15 protein-coding genes are annotated in these 18758 nt (G+C 66.0%); 6 read left to right on the top strand and 9 right to left on the bottom strand.

The window, feature by feature from the left end; all coding sequences use genetic code 11:
* Positions 1 to 52: 52 nt before the first annotated feature.
* Both QDT69_RS35325 and QDT69_RS35320 read left to right on the top strand, forming a co-directional pair.
* Positions 53 to 1600, top strand: a complete 1548-nt coding sequence (locus tag QDT69_RS35325) for a hypothetical protein (protein WP_279711083.1) — start codon at positions 53 to 55, stop codon at positions 1598 to 1600.
* Between the two features lie 92 nt (positions 1601 to 1692).
* On the top strand, positions 1693 to 1857 hold the full coding sequence (locus tag QDT69_RS35320; RefSeq protein WP_021079743.1) for a hypothetical protein: 165 nt from the start codon (positions 1693 to 1695) through the stop codon (positions 1855 to 1857).
* 26 nt (positions 1858 to 1883) lie between these two features.
* Here the strand turns inward: QDT69_RS35320 and QDT69_RS35315 are convergent, their stop codons facing one another.
* Both QDT69_RS35315 and putA read right to left on the bottom strand, forming a co-directional pair.
* Positions 1884 to 3089 (bottom strand): CoA transferase, encoded by a 1206-nt coding sequence (locus QDT69_RS35315; protein WP_279711082.1) that lies wholly within the window; start codon positions 3087 to 3089, stop codon positions 1884 to 1886.
* Between the two features lie 212 nt (positions 3090 to 3301).
* Positions 3302 to 6307: a bifunctional proline dehydrogenase/L-glutamate gamma-semialdehyde dehydrogenase PutA gene (gene putA, locus QDT69_RS35310; protein ID WP_279711081.1), complete on the bottom strand. Its 3006-nt coding sequence runs from the start codon at positions 6305 to 6307 to the stop codon at positions 3302 to 3304.
* Between the two features lie 130 nt (positions 6308 to 6437).
* Here putA and QDT69_RS35305 point away from each other — a divergent pair, with 130 nt between their 5' ends.
* The 3 genes from QDT69_RS35305 to QDT69_RS35295 all read left to right on the top strand — a co-directional run bounded on the left by QDT69_RS35305 (position 6438) and on the right by QDT69_RS35295 (position 9875).
* Complete coding sequence (locus QDT69_RS35305) at positions 6438 to 6902, top strand: Lrp/AsnC ligand binding domain-containing protein (protein WP_279711096.1); 465 nt, start codon at positions 6438 to 6440, stop codon at positions 6900 to 6902.
* An 80-nt stretch (positions 6903 to 6982) separates the two neighbouring features.
* Positions 6983 to 7633 carry a hypothetical protein gene (locus QDT69_RS35300; RefSeq protein WP_279711080.1) on the top strand — a complete coding sequence of 217 codons (651 nt, stop codon included), beginning with the start codon at positions 6983 to 6985 and terminating at the stop codon, positions 7631 to 7633.
* Between the two features lie 187 nt (positions 7634 to 7820).
* Complete coding sequence (locus QDT69_RS35295) at positions 7821 to 9875, top strand: tetratricopeptide repeat protein (protein WP_279711079.1); 2055 nt, start codon at positions 7821 to 7823, stop codon at positions 9873 to 9875.
* 191 nt (positions 9876 to 10066) lie between these two features.
* Here QDT69_RS35295 and QDT69_RS35290 read toward each other — a convergent pair whose 3' ends face one another.
* From QDT69_RS35290 to QDT69_RS35270, 5 genes are all read right to left on the bottom strand, one after another.
* On the bottom strand, positions 10067 to 10267 hold the full coding sequence (locus QDT69_RS35290; protein WP_021079749.1) for a cold-shock protein: 201 nt from the start codon (positions 10265 to 10267) through the stop codon (positions 10067 to 10069).
* A gap of 284 nt (positions 10268 to 10551) precedes the next feature.
* Entirely contained in the window at positions 10552 to 10863 is a 312-nt protein-coding gene (locus QDT69_RS35285) for a cytochrome c (RefSeq protein ID WP_279711078.1), read from the bottom strand.
* A gap of 11 nt (positions 10864 to 10874) precedes the next feature.
* Entirely contained in the window at positions 10875 to 12074 is a 1200-nt protein-coding gene (locus tag QDT69_RS35280) for a molybdopterin-dependent oxidoreductase (RefSeq protein ID WP_279711077.1), read from the bottom strand.
* A gap of 211 nt (positions 12075 to 12285) precedes the next feature.
* Positions 12286 to 12513, bottom strand: a complete 228-nt coding sequence (locus tag QDT69_RS35275; RefSeq protein WP_021079752.1) for a hypothetical protein — start codon at positions 12511 to 12513, stop codon at positions 12286 to 12288.
* 161 nt (positions 12514 to 12674) lie between these two features.
* Positions 12675 to 14411, bottom strand: a complete 1737-nt coding sequence (locus QDT69_RS35270) for an adenylate/guanylate cyclase domain-containing protein (protein WP_279711076.1) — start codon at positions 14409 to 14411, stop codon at positions 12675 to 12677.
* A gap of 216 nt (positions 14412 to 14627) precedes the next feature.
* Here QDT69_RS35270 and QDT69_RS35265 point away from each other — a divergent pair, with 216 nt between their 5' ends.
* Positions 14628 to 16145 carry a glycosyltransferase family 39 protein gene (locus tag QDT69_RS35265; RefSeq protein WP_279711095.1) on the top strand — a complete coding sequence of 506 codons (1518 nt, stop codon included), beginning with the start codon at positions 14628 to 14630 and terminating at the stop codon, positions 16143 to 16145.
* Between the two features lie 112 nt (positions 16146 to 16257).
* Here QDT69_RS35265 and QDT69_RS35260 read toward each other — a convergent pair whose 3' ends face one another.
* Entirely contained in the window at positions 16258 to 17289 is a 1032-nt protein-coding gene (locus QDT69_RS35260) for a TIGR01620 family protein (RefSeq protein ID WP_279711075.1), read from the bottom strand.
* Positions 17286 to 18749 carry a YcjX family protein gene (locus QDT69_RS35255; protein ID WP_279711074.1) on the bottom strand — a complete coding sequence of 488 codons (1464 nt, stop codon included), beginning with the start codon at positions 18747 to 18749 and terminating at the stop codon, positions 17286 to 17288. Before QDT69_RS35255 ends, QDT69_RS35260 begins: the two co-directional genes overlap by 4 nt.
* Between the last annotated feature and the right edge of the window lie 9 nt (positions 18750 to 18758).

Here is an 18758-nt window from a genome sequence, read left to right as displayed (position 1 = left end):
TGTGAAGCGCCTTTTTTCTTGAATAGGATTTGCCGCGCGGTGTTAGTGGGGCATGGGCCGCGCGCTGAAATGCCTCTTGCTGATGACCGTACTGCTCGGCGGCGCCATGCCTGCGCGTGCTGCGGAGGATCGCGCGCTCGAGCGCGGCGCGGCGGTGATCGATCCCGCTGTTCTGCGCGAGCTCGATCATGGTCGCTTTGGCCTCGGCCGGATGCTCGCGCCGGAACGCTCCGCCGATACGCCGCTGTCCAATCGCGAGCTGTTCGCCTTGCCTGCGATGGTGCCGGTGCGCGAGGCGCTCGATCGCGAATTCGATCGCTATGTCACGAAGCACACAGCGAGCCTGCCGAACGAGAGCATCGGGGTCGGCGATGGCTTTGCGTTTCAGCTGTTCGACCGTGCGTTGTTCGAATCGTCAGATGTTCGCTTTGTGCTGGCGGGGATCGTCAACCGCATGGACCGCGCCTATGTGGCGCCGAAAGACTGCGGCGAGATCCGGCTGATCTACCGGCTGACCCGCACCGACGTGCCGCTGATCGGCGAGAACGCGGTCTCGCAGCGGCTGCCGATGACGCTGAACCTGGTGCTGAAGGCGAAAGGCGACGGCAATGACGCGTCACTCAGTTGCCGCGAGATCGCGCGCCGCTGGCTCGCGACCGCCAGCGCTCAGCCTGCGATGGACAAACTGTTCGGCAAGGACGGGCCGTTCGATTTGATCGATGCGCGCAATATCGATCGCATCGAGACCAACCTGCAGATTGCGCACGCGCCGAAATCGGCAGTGCGCGACTTCCGCACCGACTATCTGCTGAAGGTGTTCGACTATGACGGCGCGGCAAAACGCTTTGCCGAGGCGCCGCTCGAGAACCAGATCGATCGGGATCGCATTCTCGCGGATGAGGGATTGAAGCGCGACTTCAAGGCCTGGCTGCTGGATCCCAGGCATTTCGCCGAGCTCGATCGCGGCACCTTGCTGGTCCCCGACCGTTTCCTTGCAACCGGTGCCGTCGCGCCGACCCCGACCGGTTTCGACATCAGCGATCTGCAGCCGGAGTTCGGGATGGTGCAGGGTGAGGACGGAGCCGGCAATGCGGTGTTCTCGGATGAGGACGTCGTCGGAGCCTTGCAGAAGGCCGCCGCCGACGGAACCAAGCTCAGGAATATCCAGTCGCTGGCCGGCTTCGAGCGGCGCCTCAACGACGTCACCTGCGCGGGCTGCCACCAGACCCGCGGCATCGGCGGCTTCCATTTCTCCGGCGTCGACTGGATGGCGGCAAAGCCGTCGAACTCCACCGTGGTGCCGGCCTCACCGCATTTCTTCGGCGACCAGCCACGCCGCCGCGATATCCTCGCAAGCTTCCGCGACGGCAAAGCGCCAGACTTTTCGCGCGGCTTCTCCAACCGGCCGCAGCAGCGCGGCGGCGCCGAGCTTGCCGGCACCGAATACAGCGACGGCTGGGGCGCGCATTGCTATCTGCCGGGCGGCAAGCCGGCCGAGACCGACCGCAGCTTTCGCGGCTGGACCTGCGCCGAGGGGCTTGCATGCCAGGTTGCCGGGAAAACCTCCCGCATGGGCATGTGCTTCGTGAAGGGGCGCTGATTTCAGCCGGAACCGGAGCGGCTGCGCGTCATTATTTGATGCTACACTCGAGCTTGCCTGGACCTGACAGCTCTTGACCGGAGACCGGCCCGATGAGTGCTTCCGAGGACAACAAGCAGCGTAACCGCGAGATCGCGGCCAACGAGGCCGAGCGTCAGGCGGTGAGCGCCGTCCGCGTCAGCAGCTGGGCGATCGGGCTCGCGGTCATCATCGGCATCATCGTGGTGGCCATCGTCTGGGCCTGGATGAAGCGCTGAAGTGACGCTCGACGGAGATCGATCCGTTACGCCACTGCGCCGGACGCGCGCAGCTGCTGGATCGTGGCCTCGTCGTAGCCGGCCTGGCGCAGGATCTCGTCGGAGTGCTCGCCGACCTCGGGCGGCTTGCGCGGCTGCACCTTCTTGGCGCCGTCGATGAAGATCGGGCTGTTGACGGTCAGCATGGTGTCGTTCTCGAAGCGCACCAGCACCTCGTTCTCGATCATCTGCTTGTCGTTCGGGATGTCGTCGAGGATGCCGACGACGCCGAATACGAGGCCATTGCCGTCGAGGATCTTGCGCCATTCGGCGAGATCCTTGCCGGCGAACACCTCGTCGAAGATCTTGATCAGCTCGACCGAGCGCGCATGGCGGTCCGCCTTGGTGGCGAAGCGGGCATCGGCGACGAGGTCCTCGCGGCCCATGCAGCGCGCCAAGGTCGGCCACTGCCGGTCCTCGTTGAGCAGCGACAGGATCAGCCAGCGGCCATCCTTGCATTTATAGTGGTTGGTGACGGCGTTGAGCGCCTCTTCGCGCGGCTTGCGCTTCTTGAACTTGGCGCCGGCGAGCTTGGCCTGCGCCAGCACGCCGTTGGCCCAGACGCCGTTGGCCATCAGATTGGTCGAGACGTGCGAGCCCTTGCCGGTCTTCTCGCGCTTGAACAGCGCGGTGACGATCGCGCCGTAGAACGCCATCGCGCAGGGATGGTCGCCCATGCCGGCGACCGAGCGCGCCGGCGTGGTGTCCTCGTCGGCGCGCACCAGATCCATCAGGCCGGAGCGGGCCCAATAGGCATTGGAGTCGAAGCCGGGCTTGTTGGCCTCTTCGCCCTTCTCGCCATAGCCGGTGAAGGAGGCGTAGATCAGCCGGTCGTTGAGATGGGCGAGATGATCGTGGGTGATGCCGAGCTTCTGGCGCACCTGCGGCGGCATGTTGGTGATGAAGACGTCGGCTTCAGCGACCAGCTTGTAGAGCACCTCGCGTGCGTCCGGCTTGGTGAGGTCGAGCGCGAGGCTCTTCTTGTTGCGGGCCTCCAGCATCCACGCGAAATTATGCTCGCTTGCGGGATAGCCGGGCAAATTGGGCAGATTGCGGTAGGGGTCGCCGGCGCCGGGCGGCTCGATCTTGATGACGTCGGCGCCGAAGTCGGACAGCACGGTGGCGGCCGCGGGCGCCGCGATGAAGCTCGCGCAGTCCAGGACCTTGAGCCCGTCAAAAATGCCTTTTTCCATCGTGCCGTCGCTCCCGTGGCGCTTGTTGGTGTTTTTCCGGTAGCTGGAATTATCGTGTGCGATGATCCCGTTGAGCGGCCATTTGACCCATCTCGGGGCGATGATGCAACGGGTTGTTGACCGTCATTGCGAGCGGAGCGAAGCAATCCATACCTCATCTCGGGGATGGATGGATTGCTTCGTCGCTTCGCTCCTCGCAATGACGTGTCCGACTACTCCACCCCCGCCATCAGCGCGGCGTTGCCGCCGGCGGCGGCGGTGTTGATTGTGATCGTCTGCTCGGTGGCGAAGCGCGCAAGGTAATGCGGGCCGCCGGCCTTGGGGCCGGTGCCGGAGAGGCCGCTGCCGCCGAACGGCTGTACGCCGACGACGGCGCCGATCATGTTGCGGTTGACATAGATGTTGCCGACCTGGAGGCGGTCGATGACGTGCTCGATGGTGTCGTCGATGCGGGAATGAATGCCGAGCGTCAGTCCGAAGCCGGTCGCCTCGATCGCGGCCAGCACGTCGCCGAGCCGCTCGGCGCGGTAGCGCACGACATGCAGGATCGGGCCGAACACCTCCTCGGTGAGCTGGCTTGCCGACGACAGCTCGAAGATATGCGGCGCAACAAACGTGCCGGCCGGCGCCTCGCCGGCGAGATGCACCCGCGCCTCCTTCTTCATCCGCGCGATATGCGCGTCGAGCCGTTGCTTGGCTTCCGCATCGATGACAGGTCCGATATGCGTCGATGGCTGCGAGGGATCGCCGATCTTCAATTCGCGCGCGGCGCCCGCGATCATCTCGATCATGCGGTCGGCGACGTCGTCCTGCACGAACAGCAGCCGCAGCGCCGAGCAGCGCTGGCCGGCGGAGCGGAACGCCGAAGTCACGACGTCGTCGGCGACCTGCTCGGGCAGCGCGGTGGCGTCGACGATCATCGCATTGATGCCGCCGGTCTCGGCGATCAGCGGCACGATCGGGCCGTCCTTGGCGGCGAGCGTCCGGTTGATCGCGCGCGCCACCTCGGTCGAGCCGGTGAAGACCACGCCGGCGATGGCGGGATGGCCGACCAGCGCGGCACCGGCGGCGCCGTCGCCCTGGACCAGATACAGCGCCGATCTCGGCACGCCTGCCTCATGCAGCAGGGCGACGGCTTCGGCCGCGATGCGCGGGGTCTGCTCGGCCGGCTTTGCGATCACCGCATTGCCGGCCATCAACGCCGCCGTCACCTGGCCGAGGAAGATCGCGAGCGGGAAATTCCACGGCGAGATCGCGACGAAGGCGCCGCGGCCGTGCAGCTCCAGCACGTTGCTCTCGCCGGTCGGGCCAGGCATCGTCTCGCCTTCGCCGAACAGTTTTTTGCCGAGTGCCGCATAGTAACGGCAGAAGTCGATCGCCTCGCGCACCTCGGACAGTGCGTCGTCGAGCGTCTTGCCACCTTCGCTCTGCAGCAGCGCGAGGAAGTGCGCACGGCGCTGCTCGAGCAGATCGGCCGCCTTGTCCAGCATGGCCGCGCGTTGTGTGGCCGGCGTCGCGTTCCAGGCCTTGAAGCCACCGCGCGCCGCGGCGACGGCGGCATTCGCCTGCTCGATTGTCGACGTCGCGACCGCACCAGACGCCGCCTTGGTTTCGGCTGTTATCGCAGATGTCAGCGCATCGAGCGCCTTTCGTTCGCCGAATTCGATGCCGTGCGAATTCTGGCGCTGCGGCCGATAGAGGTCGGCCGGCAGCGGGATTCCGGAATGCGCTGCATTGTTGTCGCCGCCGATGATGTCGGCAGGGCGGCGCAACAGGTCCACGATCGAGACGCGATTGTCTGCGGCCAGCGCCACGAATGACGAGTTGGCGCCGTTCTCGAGCAGCCGCCGCACCAGATAGGCGAGCAGGTCGCGGTGGCTGCCGACCGGCGCATAGGTGCGGTGGGCGATGTCCGGGTGATCCTGGCCGAGCTGGGCGTAGAGCGCCTCGCCCATGCCATGCAGCCGCTGGAATTCGAAGCTCGCGGGATCGTCCGACAGTTCGAGGATGGTCGCGACCGTCAGCGCGTTGTGGGTGGCGAATTGCGGGAACAGCCGCGGCCGCAGCGCCAGCAGCTTGCGCGCGCAGGCGACGTAGTTCAGGTCGGTCATCGCCTTGCGCGTGAACACCGGGTAGCCGTCGAGCCCGCGCTCCTGCGCGCGCTTGATCTCGGTGTCCCAATAGGCGCCCTTGACGAGGCGCACCATCATCTTGCGGTCGAGCGCTCGCGTCAGGGCATCGATATAATCAATCACCTCGGTGGCGCGCTTCTGATAGGCCTGGATCGCAAGCCCGAAGCCGCTCCAGCCGGCGAGCGACGGGTCGGCGAAGGCCGCGGCGATGACGTCGAGCGACAGTTCGAGCCGGTCGGCCTCCTCGGCATCGACGGTGAAGTTGAGGTCGTACGCCTTGGCGCGGCGCGCCAGATCGATCAGCTGCGGCACCAGTTCGCTCATCACCCGCGCGTGGCTGACCGCCTCGAACCGCGGATGCAGCGCGGAGAGCTTGACCGAGATGCCGGGCCGGTCGGGCAGGCGCTGATCGCCGGCCGCCTTGCCGATCGCCTCGATCGCACGGGCGTAGGATTCGAAATAGCGGCGGGCATCGTCGGCGGTGCGCGCGCCCTCGCCGAGCATGTCGAAGGAATAGCGCGAGCCGCGCGCGGTGTGCGATTGCGCCCGCGACAGCGCCGCCTCGATGGTTTCGCCGAGCACGAAATGGCTGCCCATCAGCCGCATCGCCTGCCGCGTCGCGGCGCGCACTGCCGGCGCGCCGAGCCGCTTGGTCAGCCGGCCGATCGTGCCTTGCGGTGTTTCACCGGGCTGGATCACGCGCGCCGACATGCCGAGCGCCCAGGCCGAGGCGTTGACCAGGAATGCGCTGGATTTGGTCTCGTGATTGACGAAGTCGCCCTGGCCGAGCTTGTCCTCGATGAACTGGTCGGCGGTGCGCGCGTCGGGCACCCGCAGCAGCGCCTCCGCCAGCACCATCAGCGCCAGCCCTTCCTTGGTCGACAGCGCGAACTCCCGCAGCATGTCCTCGACCCCGCCGAGCGGATCGTCATTGGCCCGCATCGCCTCGATCAGGCGCGTCGCGGTGCGGTCGACCCTGGCCTCCTGGTCCGCGCCCAGCCTGGCGTCCTGGCGCAGGCGGCCGGCGATCGCCGTGTCATCGGGGGCGTAGGGCGCGCTGAACGGGGGCGGGAGCGGGTCTGGCATGGCGGTTCCTCGGGCAGTTCCTCGAACGGGGTTGCACGGGAACACCTACGCGCCCGTGGACCGTAGTTCGATAGACAAATTAGCAGATTTGCCTTATAAAATCTGGAGTATTTCAGTTTTTGCCGTGGATATGACAGATATCGACAAGACAGACCGTAAAATCCTCTCGATCCTGCAAGGGGATGGCCGGATTGCCAATGTGGAGCTGGCCGAGCGGATCGGCCTGTCGCCGACCTCGGTCGGCGAACGGCTGAAGCGGCTGCAGCGCGACGGCTTCGTCGAAGGCTATGGCGCGCGGCTCAATCCTCACCGGCTCGGCCTTGGCCTCTTGGTGTTTGTCGAGGTGCTGCTCGACAAGACCACGCCCGATGTGTTCGAGCGCTTCGCCAAGGCGGTGCAGACCGCGCCGGAAGTGCTGGAATGTCACATGGTGGCCGGCGGCTTCGACTATCTGGTCAAGGCGCGCGTCGCCAACATGACCGCCTATCGCCGGTTTCTCGGCGAAACGCTGCTGGCGCTGCCGGGCGTGCGCGAGACGCGAACCTACGCGGTGATGGAAGAAGTCAAGCGCGACGCGCCGTTGCCGGTCGGCTGATCTGATCCACAGCCATGCGCCGGATGTCTTGGCATCGCGGCGCACCCGCGATAATTCTCCCCCCAGTTGGGGGCCGCGACATGGACGATGCCAATAAGCCGATACGTGCGACGCGAACCGGGGTTGCCGGCGCGTTATGCGCAGCGATCTTGTCCCTGTTCGCGACGACGCCGGCCCCTGCGGCCGAGCTCAGCTCCGGCATCATGCAGCTCTACACATCGGTGTCGATCTATCCGCCGTCGGCCTCGACAATGACGGTCTGCTACGGCTTCGTCTGCCGGCGCCGCGAGATGCTCGACTTCAGCGCGGCCGACAGAGCCGCCCTGACCCGGATCATGGCCACCGGCCATGCCAACGCCGCCGCCGAACGCGCGGCCGTGCAAAAGGCCGTGATCTGGTTCGACCGCCGCATGGGCCCGATCCTCGGCACCAACAAGCGCGTCGCGAAAGCGGACTTCCGCGCCAACGACGATCAGCACAATTACGACTGCTGGGACACGACCCGCAACACGACCAGCCTGATGCTGGTGATGCAGACCTGGAACCTGTTCAAGTTCCACGATGTCGGGAATCCGCACTACCGCGGATTTTCGCTGGTGCAGACGCCGCACAACACCGCCGTTCTGCTTGAACGTGCCACCAAGGTAGAATGGGCCGTCGATCTCTGGCCGCGCGGCTATCTGCAACCGCCCGATGTCATGACCGTCGCGCAGTGGGTGACGGAAGATTGAACGGCTAATCGTTTCTGCAGCGGGCGTTCCGTGGTGTTCCATCCGCATTCATTGTAGGGAAGGCGATCCGCGTCATTGACGCTGGAACCGAACTCCAAGGGTTCGAATCAGCGTTCCGCGCCGCATCACCATAAGAACCAACTGACGTATTAAGACGGGCAGCATTCGGTCAACCCGAGGCTACGACATGCGTTCACGTTCGACCTGCATCGATGCCGCGATCGGCGGTGTTCGTTTCCCATTATTGCCTGCGCTTGCGCTGTTGTTGTGGCCTGCGCTCGCCGCCCCGGCCCGCGCGGGGGATGTCGAGGATTGCGGCGGCCCACCGACGGAAAAGGCCGAGGCTGCGTGTTCGGGCATCGTCAACGATGCCGCGCGCTCCACCGAGGATCGGACCAAGGCGTTTACCGGCCGCTCGCGGTTCTACATCGCTCGCAACAAGATCGATCGGGCCTTGAGCGATACCGATGCGGCGTTGCAGCTGAACCCGCAATTCGTGCCCGCGCTGATCGCGCGCGGCTATCTTCGGCAGCGCAACGGCAGCCTCGATCAGGCGCGCGCCGATTTCGATCGCGCGATCGAGCTCGAGCCGAAGAATCCGTTCGGCTTCCTGGCGCGCGGCAATCTGCGCGCCGACCAGCACGCCTGGACCGATGCGATCTCCGATTACGGCGAGGCGATCACGCTGCGGCAGGATATTCCCGCCGCCCATGTCGGACGCGCGCGGGCCTATGTCGAATCCGGCCAGCCCGATGCGGCGCTGGCCGACGCCAATACCGCGATCGCGGTCAATGCAAGCGCGCCGAACGCGTTCTACTGGCGCGGCCAGGCTTATCGTCGCAAGGGCGACATCGATCACGCGATCGAGGATTTCTCGCGCGCAATCGCGCAGGCGCCGCAGACCGAACGCAATGCCTATTTCGCCCGCGCCCAGCTCTACAGCGCCAAGGGCGACTACGTCAGGGCCATCGGCGATTTCGACCGGCTGTTGACGTTTCTTCCCGACAACAAGGAGATCCAGCAGCAGCGCCAGCAGGCGCTCGCGATGCAGGCCGAGCTGGCCAAGGCCGGTGCGGCCCCGCAATCGCCGGCGACGCCGGCTCCGGCCGCGCCGACGGCGGCCGCGGCCAACCAGCAGGTCGAGCAGGCCAAGCAATTCGTCACACAGGGCAACTACACAGGTGCGATCGCCGATCTCAGCAAGGTGCTGAGCGGCGATCCCCGCAACGAGGCTGCGCTGCGGGTGCGCGCGCTGGCCTATTCACGGCTCGGCCGGATGGCGGACGCGCGCAACGATCTCACCGAATTGCTCAAGCTCAAGCCGAACGATCCGCAACTGCTGGCCTTCCGCGCGCTCAATGCCGCCGGCATGCGGCGGTTCGACGAGGCCATGACTGATGCCGGTCGCGCCATCACCCTCGATCCGAACAGTTCGCTGGCTTACCTGGCGCGCGGCCTGGTCAAGGCCGGCACCGGCAAGGTGCAGGACGCGCTTTCCGACTACGACCACTCGATCTCGCTCAATGCCAAGGAGACGCTCGCCTTCACCGAACGCGGCCTCGCCTATTTCGGCCTCAACCAGCTCGACAAGGCGCTGCTGGATTTCGATCAGGCGCTGGCGCTGGTGCCGACCAATCTGATCGCCAGATCGTGGCGCGGCCTTGCGCTGATGCTCAAGGGCCGTGCCGATGAAGGACTGGTCGATATCAACAACGTGCTGGAGCGCAGCCCCAACAATCCGACCGCCCAGCTCGGCCGCGGGCTCGCGATGCTGACGTCGTCCCAGTACGACCGCGCCATCGCCGCCTTCGACCAGATCATCACGCGGGCGCCCAACGATGCCTTCCCGCATGTGCTGCGCGCGCGGGCCTATCTCGGGCTGAAGAAGCCGGATGACGCGATGAAGGATCTCAACTTCGTCCTCGCTGCGCGGCCCGATTATCAGCCGGCGCTGACATTGCGCGGCATCACCTGGTCGGCGCTGCGCAACTACGACAAGGCGGTCGAGGATCTCGACCGGGCGATTGCGCAGAAGGAGACGGTGGAGGGGCTGTTCGCCCGCGCCAAGGCGCATGAGGCGCTCAACCAACCCGACAAGGCGACCGAGGACTTCCGCAAGGCGACGCAGCTCGCACCGTCGAGCGTGTTCGACGTGCTGGCGCAAGCGGAGTCGAAGCGCAAGATCGACCAATTGTCGAAGCGGGTGCCGTGCGGCACCGGGCAGGGCGGCACCTGTCTGTGACGCGCCAGCCGCGCGTCTTCCCGGCGCAAAGGATAAGCGTCGGCACGCGATCGAAGGCGGCCGGAAAAAAGTACAATACCGTGGCGCGCGGGCATCGTGCCCGCTCCGCCGAACGTCACGCATGTGATGTTGGATCGGCCCTCACTCCCGGATGGTATCCGAGAGTGTGCCGCTGGATCTCGCGCGGAGCGCTAGACCTTGAGGTTCTCGGCTGACGTCTTGCCGCGATTGGCGATCTCTTCGTATTCAACCGACTGGCCTTCGTTGAGGCTCTGAAGACCAGCCTTCTGAACTGCTGAAATATGCACGAAAATGTCCTTGCCGCCCGTTGCGGGCTGGATGAATCCATAACCCTTGGTCGGGTTGAACCACTTCACTGTACCTTTGGGCATTCCAGTCGTCTCCGCGGAATCAATCGAAAACAGACCTGCCGGTCCCCGCACAAACCGGCTTGTCCGCGCCGCACAGGATAGCAGTTTGAAAAAAGCTGGGTAGATCAAACCACGGTGTGTTTTTGCCCGGAAACAACCCGCTTTGCAGGGTTTTGGCGCCGGATTGCCTGTTTCGTGGTCAATTGATGCAGTGCAAAAGACCTGATTCCACTGACCCGAATTGGATCAATGGCCCCCACGCGCGCTGCCTTGAGACGGGCGCGCGGGGATTGGTCGGCCCCGTCTCAATAGGTCGCGGAGAGATACTCGACGATCTTGCCGACGTCGGCCTGGTCGATCGGCGCACCGTAGACCTTGATCATCCTGGTCACCTCGGCCTGCCAGAAATCCTTCTTGAACTTCTCGCCCTGCGGCTGGGTCTTGATGTAGTCCGCCGAGTGGCAGCCGGAGCAATTGTTCTGCACCACGTCGAGGTTTGGACCCGGCTTGAACGCCGCGGTCTCCTCGGGAAGCGTGTAGTTGACGGGCGCGGCGATCGCAGCGCCGATCGACAGCGTGGCGATCGCGACGAGGGAGGCAAGCAGCTTGCTGGTCATGATGCTTCTCCTCACGCCGCGGTGACGCGCACGGTTTCGACGACGTTGCGCAGATAGCCCGCCGGATTCCACAGTGGATCCATCGGCTGGGTGTCGCCGGCATTGTTGGTGGCGCGCACCTTCAGCTCCGAGGCGCCGGGGGGAAGCGCGACCTTCAGCTTCCATTCGCGGAAGGCGTATTTGCCGAGATCCTTGCCGAGCTTCGCCGGTGTCCAGCTCTTGCCGCCGTCGGTCGAGACCACGACCTCCTTGATGCCCTTGCCGCCGTCGAAGGCGATGCCGCGCAGCGTGGTGCGGCCGGCCTTCAGCTTCGCGCCGTCGGCAACGCTGGTGATGAACGAGCGCACCGTGAAGCGGTTGATCGGGATCGTCGCCTTCGGTGCGGTGCCGGGTTCGATCGCGTTGTTCGGCGTATCCGGAATCCGGTAGGCGGACTTCATCCAGAAGCCGTCGAACACACTGTCGATCACGGTGATCTCGTTGAGGTGCTTCACCCAATAGGTGCCGTAATAGCCGGGCACCACGAGGCGGAGCGGGAAGCCGTTGAGGAACGGCAGGTCCTCGCCGTTCATGCCCCAGGCCAGCATCACCTCGCCGTCGCGCGCATGATCAATGTCGAGCGCCTTGACGAAGTCGGGCGTCGTCTCCATGACCGGGCCGTCCATGCCGTTGAAGGTGACCTGCTTGGCGCCGGCCTGCACGCCGGCCATGTCGAGCACGGTCTTCAGCGGCACGCCGTGCCAGCGCGCGCAGCCCATCGCGCCGTTGGCGAGTTGGCCGCCGGCGACTCGCGGATTAAAGAAGCCGCGGCTGTTGCCGGAGCACTGGTTGACGGCGACGAGCTCGGTGGCCTTCAGCTTGCGGATGTCCTTCAGCGACAGCTTCAGCGGCTTGTCGACCTTGCCCTTGATCTCGAGCGTGAACTTGTCCGGATCGAGGTCGTAGGGGATGCCGGCGAGGTGATAGCGGACGAAGAACGCGTTGTTCGGGGTCAGGGGGCCGTCGTTGAAGATCGCAAACGGGGTTTCGAGCTGCGGCGGCCGGCTGGTCAGGCCGATCATCGGGCGCTTCTGCGGGTAGCGCACCAGCGGCCGTTCGCCGTTGTCGAAGGGCAGTGTCACGGTGTCGAGGGCGAACGCGCCCCTTGATCCCAGCCCCGTCACCAAAGCGGCCAGCACGGCGCGCTTCATCAAGTCTCGTCGATCGAGCATTCCGCTTCCTCCGAAGCTGTTCTGTCCCGAGCTGGTCATCACCAGGCTCAGATTGCCTTGCGCGCCTTCGCATCATGGAATGCGCGCAGCGACAAATGTCGCACCTGACAACCCCAAGTCAATTGAGCTTTCGCCGCGGTGCGTCGCAACAACGAAAAGCCCCGGCCGCATCAGGCGACCGGGGCATTTCGATTCCAGGTAGTTGGTTCGATCAGTAGCAGACGTTTACGGTGCGATAGCGATAACCGTAGGGCGTCATCACCAGGCGGGTGACGTAGCAGCCGGAGTCGACGAAGCCAACGGAGATGCCGGGGCCACCCCAGAAGTGATGGTGGTACGGATGCCAGAAGAACGGCTTGGCGGACGCGGAGGTGGGCGCCAGCGCGGCGGCGCCGAGGGTTGCGGCAGTGGCCAGAGCAAGCGTGACTTTGCGAAGCATGGTCGTCTCCTTCAGATGCGCGTTGAGCTCTGTCGCGGCGCGGTTGCAGTGTTACCCATCGCCAGTCAGTCGCATCCGGCACGGGACGCGTTCGAGCATCGTGGCTGAACGCTCCGCTGGATGTGCGGCAGGTCACATTGGATGAGGGGGAGATGAACCGGTCAGGCGGCGACCGCGCGCCGGTCGTCGACCAGCGCGGACAGCACCCGCGTCGCCTCGACGGTGCGCACGGTCATCGGCTCGTTGCGGCCGCGGATCGCAACCTCCTGTGCCGGCAGGGCATCGACGGCGAGGCCCGCGGTGACGCGCACCTCGTCGGAAATGACGGCCTCGCAGGCCAGCGCCTTCGTCATGTCCTGCAGCCGCGCCGCGACGTTGACGGCGTCGCCGAGCGCGGTGAACACCATGTGGTCGCGATAGCCGATATCGCCGACGATCACCTCGCCGCCATGGATGCCGATGCCGAAGCGGATCGGCTCGCGCAAATCGTGGCTCAGAAACTGGTTCAGCTCGTCGATATTGGCGGCGATCAATGCCGCGGCGCGCAGCGCCTGGCGGCAGGCCTCGTGCCGGTCGGTCGAGAGCCCGAACAGTGCCAGCATGCCGTCGCCGATGAACTGGTTCGGCCGCCCGCCGGCTTCCAGCACCGCTTGCGACACCGCGCCGAGGAAGCGGTTGACGATGAACACGGTGTCGAACGGCAGCCGCTTCTCGGCAAGCTGCGTCGAGCCGCGCATGTCGACGAACATGCTCACGAGATAACGCTCCTGGCCGACCCGCGTCGGATTGCTGGCATGCGCGTTCGCCGACGTCGTGCTCGGCAGGAACAGCTGGAAGAAGGTCAGGTCGCCGGTCGGCCGCAACTGGCAGGCCAGCCGGATCGACGGATCGTCGGTGCCGACCCGGTGCAGCACGAAGGCCTCTCGCGGCGACGGCTCGGGCAGCGCGGCGTGATCGCCGATGATGCGGATGCGGCAGGTCGAGCAGCGCGCGCGGCCGCCGCAGACGCTGGCATGCGGCACGTTGTAGCGCAGGCTGGCTTCCAGCACGCTCAGCCCCTTCGGCACCCGCAGCGTGCGGCCGTTGCCATAGGATAGCGCGATCATGCCGCCGCGGCGTTCCAGCAGGGTCCGCGCCCCGCGCGCCAGCAGCACGAGGCCGAGCAGGCCGAGATAGCCGATCGTCAGGTCATCGGTGATCCTCTCGAGCATGGCCCCTTGCGCCGCCGTGCCGAGCTTCTGGACCGACAACTCCTCGCGCCGCCAGTCGGGATCCTGGTAGTCGGCGATCGTGGCGCGGCCGGCCTGATAGATGCCGAGCATCGCCAGCGTCGGGATCAGCACGGCTGTCGCGAGCAGGAAGGGCGCCGCGCGCTTGAAGAACGCGCGCATCCGCAACCAGAAATACAGGCCGATGCAGCCATGCACCCAGGCAATCACCAGCACCGCCAGCATCGTCCACAGCCGGTTCGGCGACACGATGAAGAACGTGTAGAGCTCCTGCGGATAGAGCTTCTCGTGCCCGTACAGGGTCTGGCCGAGCCGGACGCCGACGACGTGCGCGACGATCAGCATCGGGACGCTGAGGCCGAGCGTGAGCTGCAGCGGCTCGATCGCCTTCCAGCGGAACTCGCGTCGCTCAAACAGCGCCCAGATACCGAGCGCGGCATGCACCAGGCAGGCGGAGTAGAACACGATGGCGACCGGCAGGAATTGCCAGAACCTGGTGTGGTAGTGCACCCCGATCGCCAGCGCTTCGGTCGAGATATTGCCGAGCGCATGGTTCAGGAAATGGCTGATCAGGTAGGCGAACATGATCGCCCCCGTGACCAGGCGGACCTGCCGCTGGCCGATGCCGCGGGCCATGTCCTGCAGGTGCTCGCGCGAAGGGGAGGCCATGTGATTCATGATCGGCAAGTCTAGTGTTTAATTCCCGCGCTGAATACCACCACGGGCCCGGGCAAGCCGGATCGCGGGCCGTGCGGAACGTTGACACTCCGTTAAGAGTCGAACAAAAAGCGCGCCGTGACGATAGCCCCTTCCGATAACATCGGTGTTAAACCGGCCCGTTCGCGCGCGCCGGATTGGCGCGGCGTCATCGCCGTGATCGTTGCCATGACCGCGATGCGGCTGGTCTATGCCCATGCGCTCGACCTGCGCACCGACGAGGCCTATTACTGGACCTGGTCGAAGGAAAACGTGCTGTCGTTCCTCGACCATCCGCCGATGGTCGCCTGGTTCATTCGCTTCGGCACCGCTGTTCTCGGCGATAGCAATCTCGGTGTCCGGATCAGTGGCATCGTGGCGATGCTGGCCACCCAACTCCTGCTCGCCGACATCGTCCGCCGTGTGACATCGAACAATATCCGCGCGGTGATGCTGGCGCTGCTGCTGCCGGAAGCGGCGCTTTATTACGGGTTGTTAATGGCCAAGGTCGCGCCCGATACGGCGCTGATCCCGTTTTCGGTGGCGATGCTGTGGTCGCTGGTGCGGCTCGCGCAAAGCAATGACGGACGTTGGTGGCTCGCCGCGGGGCTGTTCGCCGGGCTGTCGCTGCTGTCGAAATTCACCGCGGTGATGTTCGCGCCGGCGGTGCTCGCCTTCGCGCTGGTGCCGGACTGGCGATGGCGCTGGCTGCGCAGCCCGTATCCCTATCTCGCCGCGCTGATCGCGATCATCGTGTTCTCGCCGGTGCTGATCTGGAATGCGGAGCATGATTGGGCCTCGTTCCGCTTCCAGGCGGTGCGCGCCACCGTCGAGCGCGATCTCACCTTCCGCACTCTCGGCGAATTCGTCGGTATGCAGTTCGGCCTGGTCGGCTTCGTGCTGCTGCCGGTGACGCTGTTCGCAGCAGGGCTGACGGCATGGCGCGGCTATCTCAGGCGCGAGCCGGTCGCGATCCTGCTGGCGACCGCGGTGCTGGTGCCGTTCATCTATTTCCTCTGGAAGTCGCTGACCTTGCGGGTCGGCGACACCTGGCCGATGTTTCTGTGGCCGGCGGGCTTTGCGGCGGTTGCTGTCAACGTGACACGGATGCCGTTCGAGGGCTGGTCGGTCGGGCTCGTCAAATCGACGGTGTATTGGGCGCGGACTGCGATTTCCACCGGCATCGTGTTCGTCGTCTGCGTGTTTCTCTATTACATGTTCGCGCCGTGGAATCTGATCGGCCGTACCGATCCGATCGGCACCGAGGCAGGCTACGATGCGGTGGCTGCGCGCACGCTGGCGCAGGTCGAGGCGACCGGTGCGACCTGGGTCGCGACCACGGATTACCGCACCTATGCGATGCTGCGCTGGATGCTGCGCGGGCGGGTGCCGGTGATCGAGATCAACGAGCGCGGCCGCTTTCAGGGCTTCGCCGATCCCGGCATGAGCCGGATCCGCGATCACGTCGGCGTCTATGTCGGGCGCGAGCCGGAGAACAATCTGCCGCTGTGGAAGGAAACATCAGCGGTGCGGCAGCCGCTGGAGCACGTGACGCGAAGCTGGCGCGGCATGGTGATGGACACCTATGCGCTGGAGAAAATCTCAGGCTGGACCCCTGATCTCTCGCCGCCGCCGGACACCACCTTCTTCCGCTGGCGCGTGCTGGCCTTCTCCTTCTCCCCGCGTGCGGGGAGAAGGTCGGGATGAGAGGGAGTTTGAGGACGGTGAGAGTTGGACTCGCGGAGACTCCCCCTCACCCGGAATTTGCGCTTCGCGAAAATTCCGGCCTCTCCCCGCAAGCGGGGCGAGGCGAAGAGAGCTATTCCTCTTCCTCCCGCTTGCGGATCAGGTCCTTCGCCAGATCGGTCAGCGCCGGGCGCGGCAAGGCGTTGAAGGGGAGCGGGCGGGTGACGTCGATCGCGGCGAGGCCGAGGCGGGCGGTCAGGAGGCCGTTGAGCATGCCTTCGCCGAGCCGCTGCGAGAGTTTTGCCGCGATGCCGTGGCCGAGCATCTGCTGGATCAGGCTGTCGCTCGCGGCCATGCCGCCGGTGATCGCCAGATGCGCGATCACGTGGCGCAGCAGGCGCATCATGCCGAGCGCGCCGGGCCGGCCGCCATAGAGCCGCGCCAGCTGCCGGATCATCCGCAATGACGCCACGAACACGAACAGCACGTCGAACAGCGCGCGCGGGCTGACCGCGGTGACGACCGAGACGCGCTGCGCGGCCGAAGACACCAGCCGCCGGGCCTCCTCGTCGAGCGGCGTCATCAGCTCGCGCTCGGCAAGCCGGATCATGTCGGCGCCGTCGATGATGTCGTCGGTGTGACTCTGCAGCGCGCTGCGGGCGCGGGCGAGCTGCGGGGTCCGGTGCGCAAGCTTGAGCAGGTCGGCGACGACGGCTCGGCTCGCCGCCCGGTCGTCGCTGATCAAAACCTCGGCGGCGCGCAGATGCAGCTTCTCGATGGTGGCAAGCCGCGCGAGGCCGACGAGCTCGCGCATGGTGACGACCGCGAGCGCCACCGCGGCGATGACGGCGAGCGCGAGCCCGAGGACGCCGAGGCCTTCATTGCGCGCGAACAGATCCTCGACCAAATTGAGGACGCCGAGCCCGGTGCCGAGCACCACGAGGCCCGCGACCGCGCTCGAGAACAGCGTGCCCCAGCGGAAGCCGCGGCGCGCCGGCAGCAGCGGCGTATCGACCGGCACCGGCAGCTGCGCGGGCTCGGACTCGGGCACGATCTGGATGGTGCCGCGCATGAGGCGGCCGCTGTCGTCCGGATCCATCACGACCACGCCGGGATCGTCGAGCTTGAACGTCGCCGGCCGCCGCGGAGGCGTCTTCTCGTTCATTGCAGTTTGTCTCCGATCAGGAACTGGAGGACGCGGTCAAGGCGGATGTGAGGCAGCGCCGGCTCCGCATCGCCGCTGCGTTCCAGCTTCGGCGGGCGGAAGCGCAGGAAACGATAATCGGCGGCCTCGGCGCCCGAGCTCGAGAGCCCGCGGAATCCGCCGTTGAACAGCTCCTCGGGATTGTCGGGCAGGTCGCCCGGAAAGGTAGCAACCTCCGTCTCGCCATCCAGTGTCTCGCCGTTGGCGACTTCGCCCCGTGCCGGCGTGCCGAGGATCGACGGCAGCTTGTCGCGGCCGCGCTGAACCTGCGCCTCGCGCGTGGCGCGCACCGCGGCGAGCGCCACCACGTCGATTGCGGCGCCGGCATATTCGGCGCGCTCGGCGGCCCTCGCCACGATCCGCCGCAGCACGGCTTCGAGCCGGTCGTGGCTCTGGTGATGCAGATGGTCGGCCTTGGTCGCCGCGAACAGGATGCGGTCGATGCGCGGCCGGAACAGCGCGCTCAGGATCGTGCTGCGGCCGATCCGGAAGCAGTCGAGGATGCCGGCGAGCGCGGCCTCGAGATCGTGCAAGGCTTCGGGGCCGGCATTGAATGCGGCGAGCGCATCGGCCAGCACGATCTGGCGATCGAGCCGCGCGAAGTGGTCGCGGAAGAACGGCCGCACCACGACGTCCTTGTAGGCCTCGTATCGCCGCCGCATCATCGCCCATAGCGAATGATCGGGCGTGCTGCCGTCAATGGGCACGTCGAGCGGCGCGAAGGTCAGCGCCGGCGTGTCGGCGAGATTGCCCGGCATCAGGAAGCGCCCTGGCGGCAGCAGGCTCATCGCGAAACGCTCGTCGCGGCAGGCGCGCAGATAGTCGGTGAACAGTTTTGCCTCGGTGAGCGCAGCCTGTTCATCTTCTTTGGCCTCGGGCTTCAGCGTCGCGAGATGGGCGTGCCAGGGCGCCGCGAGTTGTGCGCGCAGCGGCTCGCGCGACAATGCAAGACTCTCCGCAGACCATTGCTCGTAGTTCTTGCTCAGCAGCGGCAGGTCGAGCAGCCACTCGCCGGGATAGTCGACGATGTCGAGCGTCAGCCGCCGGTCCGCGCCATTTTGCCGCTGATACTCGATCACGAGGCGAAGCTCGGAGATGTCGGTGGTCGAGTTCGGCCAGGTCCGTTCCTCGACCAATGTCCTGACATGGTTCTCATAGGCGAAGCGCGGCACTGCATCGTCGGGCTGCGGGGCGAGATAGGCGCGTGCAATCCGTCCCGAGGCATAGGCCTCGAACACCGGGAAGCGGCCGCCGCGTGTCAGCCCATGCACCAGCGCGGTGATGAACACGGTCTTGCCGGCGCGCGACAGGCCGGTGACGCCGAGCCGCACCGTCGGGTTGAAGAAACCCTCGCCATAGTCGAGCAGCGCCCGCGCCGAGAGACGGGCTTCCTCGACGATATCAGAGAAACTGGGGGGCATGGAGGGTTA

Origin of the sequence: Bradyrhizobium sp. CER78, assembly GCF_029846235.1 — a bacterium.
Classification (GTDB): Bacteria; Pseudomonadota; Alphaproteobacteria; order Rhizobiales; family Xanthobacteraceae; genus Bradyrhizobium.
This window is presented reverse-complemented; position numbering and strand designations above follow the sequence as displayed.

What these genes read in the sequence shown, in the direction of transcription:
- QDT69_RS35255 (WP_279711074.1), bottom strand. Translation starts at nt 18,749, where the DNA reads ATGCCCCCCAGTTTCTCTGATATCGTCGAGGAAGCCCGTCTCTCGGCG.
- QDT69_RS35320 (WP_021079743.1), top strand. Translation starts at nt 1,693, where the DNA reads ATGAGTGCTTCCGAGGACAACAAGCAGCGTAACCGCGAGATCGCGGCC.
- putA (WP_279711081.1), bottom strand. Translation starts at nt 6,307, where the DNA reads ATGCCAGACCCGCTCCCGCCCCCGTTCAGCGCGCCCTACGCCCCCGAT.
- QDT69_RS35290 (WP_021079749.1), bottom strand. Translation starts at nt 10,267, where the DNA reads ATGCCCAAAGGTACAGTGAAGTGGTTCAACCCGACCAAGGGTTATGGA.
- QDT69_RS35305 (WP_279711096.1), top strand. Translation starts at nt 6,438, where the DNA reads ATGACAGATATCGACAAGACAGACCGTAAAATCCTCTCGATCCTGCAA.
- QDT69_RS35315 (WP_279711082.1), bottom strand. Translation starts at nt 3,089, where the DNA reads ATGGAAAAAGGCATTTTTGACGGGCTCAAGGTCCTGGACTGCGCGAGC.
- QDT69_RS35275 (WP_021079752.1), bottom strand. Translation starts at nt 12,513, where the DNA reads ATGCTTCGCAAAGTCACGCTTGCTCTGGCCACTGCCGCAACCCTCGGC.
- QDT69_RS35265 (WP_279711095.1), top strand. Translation starts at nt 14,628, where the DNA reads ATGACCGCGATGCGGCTGGTCTATGCCCATGCGCTCGACCTGCGCACC.
- QDT69_RS35300 (WP_279711080.1), top strand. Translation starts at nt 6,983, where the DNA reads ATGGACGATGCCAATAAGCCGATACGTGCGACGCGAACCGGGGTTGCC.
- QDT69_RS35325 (WP_279711083.1), top strand. Translation starts at nt 53, where the DNA reads ATGGGCCGCGCGCTGAAATGCCTCTTGCTGATGACCGTACTGCTCGGC.
- QDT69_RS35295 (WP_279711079.1), top strand. Translation starts at nt 7,821, where the DNA reads ATGCGTTCACGTTCGACCTGCATCGATGCCGCGATCGGCGGTGTTCGT.
- QDT69_RS35285 (WP_279711078.1), bottom strand. Translation starts at nt 10,863, where the DNA reads ATGACCAGCAAGCTGCTTGCCTCCCTCGTCGCGATCGCCACGCTGTCG.
- QDT69_RS35280 (WP_279711077.1), bottom strand. Translation starts at nt 12,074, where the DNA reads ATGCTCGATCGACGAGACTTGATGAAGCGCGCCGTGCTGGCCGCTTTG.
- QDT69_RS35270 (WP_279711076.1), bottom strand. Translation starts at nt 14,411, where the DNA reads ATGGCCTCCCCTTCGCGCGAGCACCTGCAGGACATGGCCCGCGGCATC.
- QDT69_RS35260 (WP_279711075.1), bottom strand. Translation starts at nt 17,289, where the DNA reads ATGAACGAGAAGACGCCTCCGCGGCGGCCGGCGACGTTCAAGCTCGAC.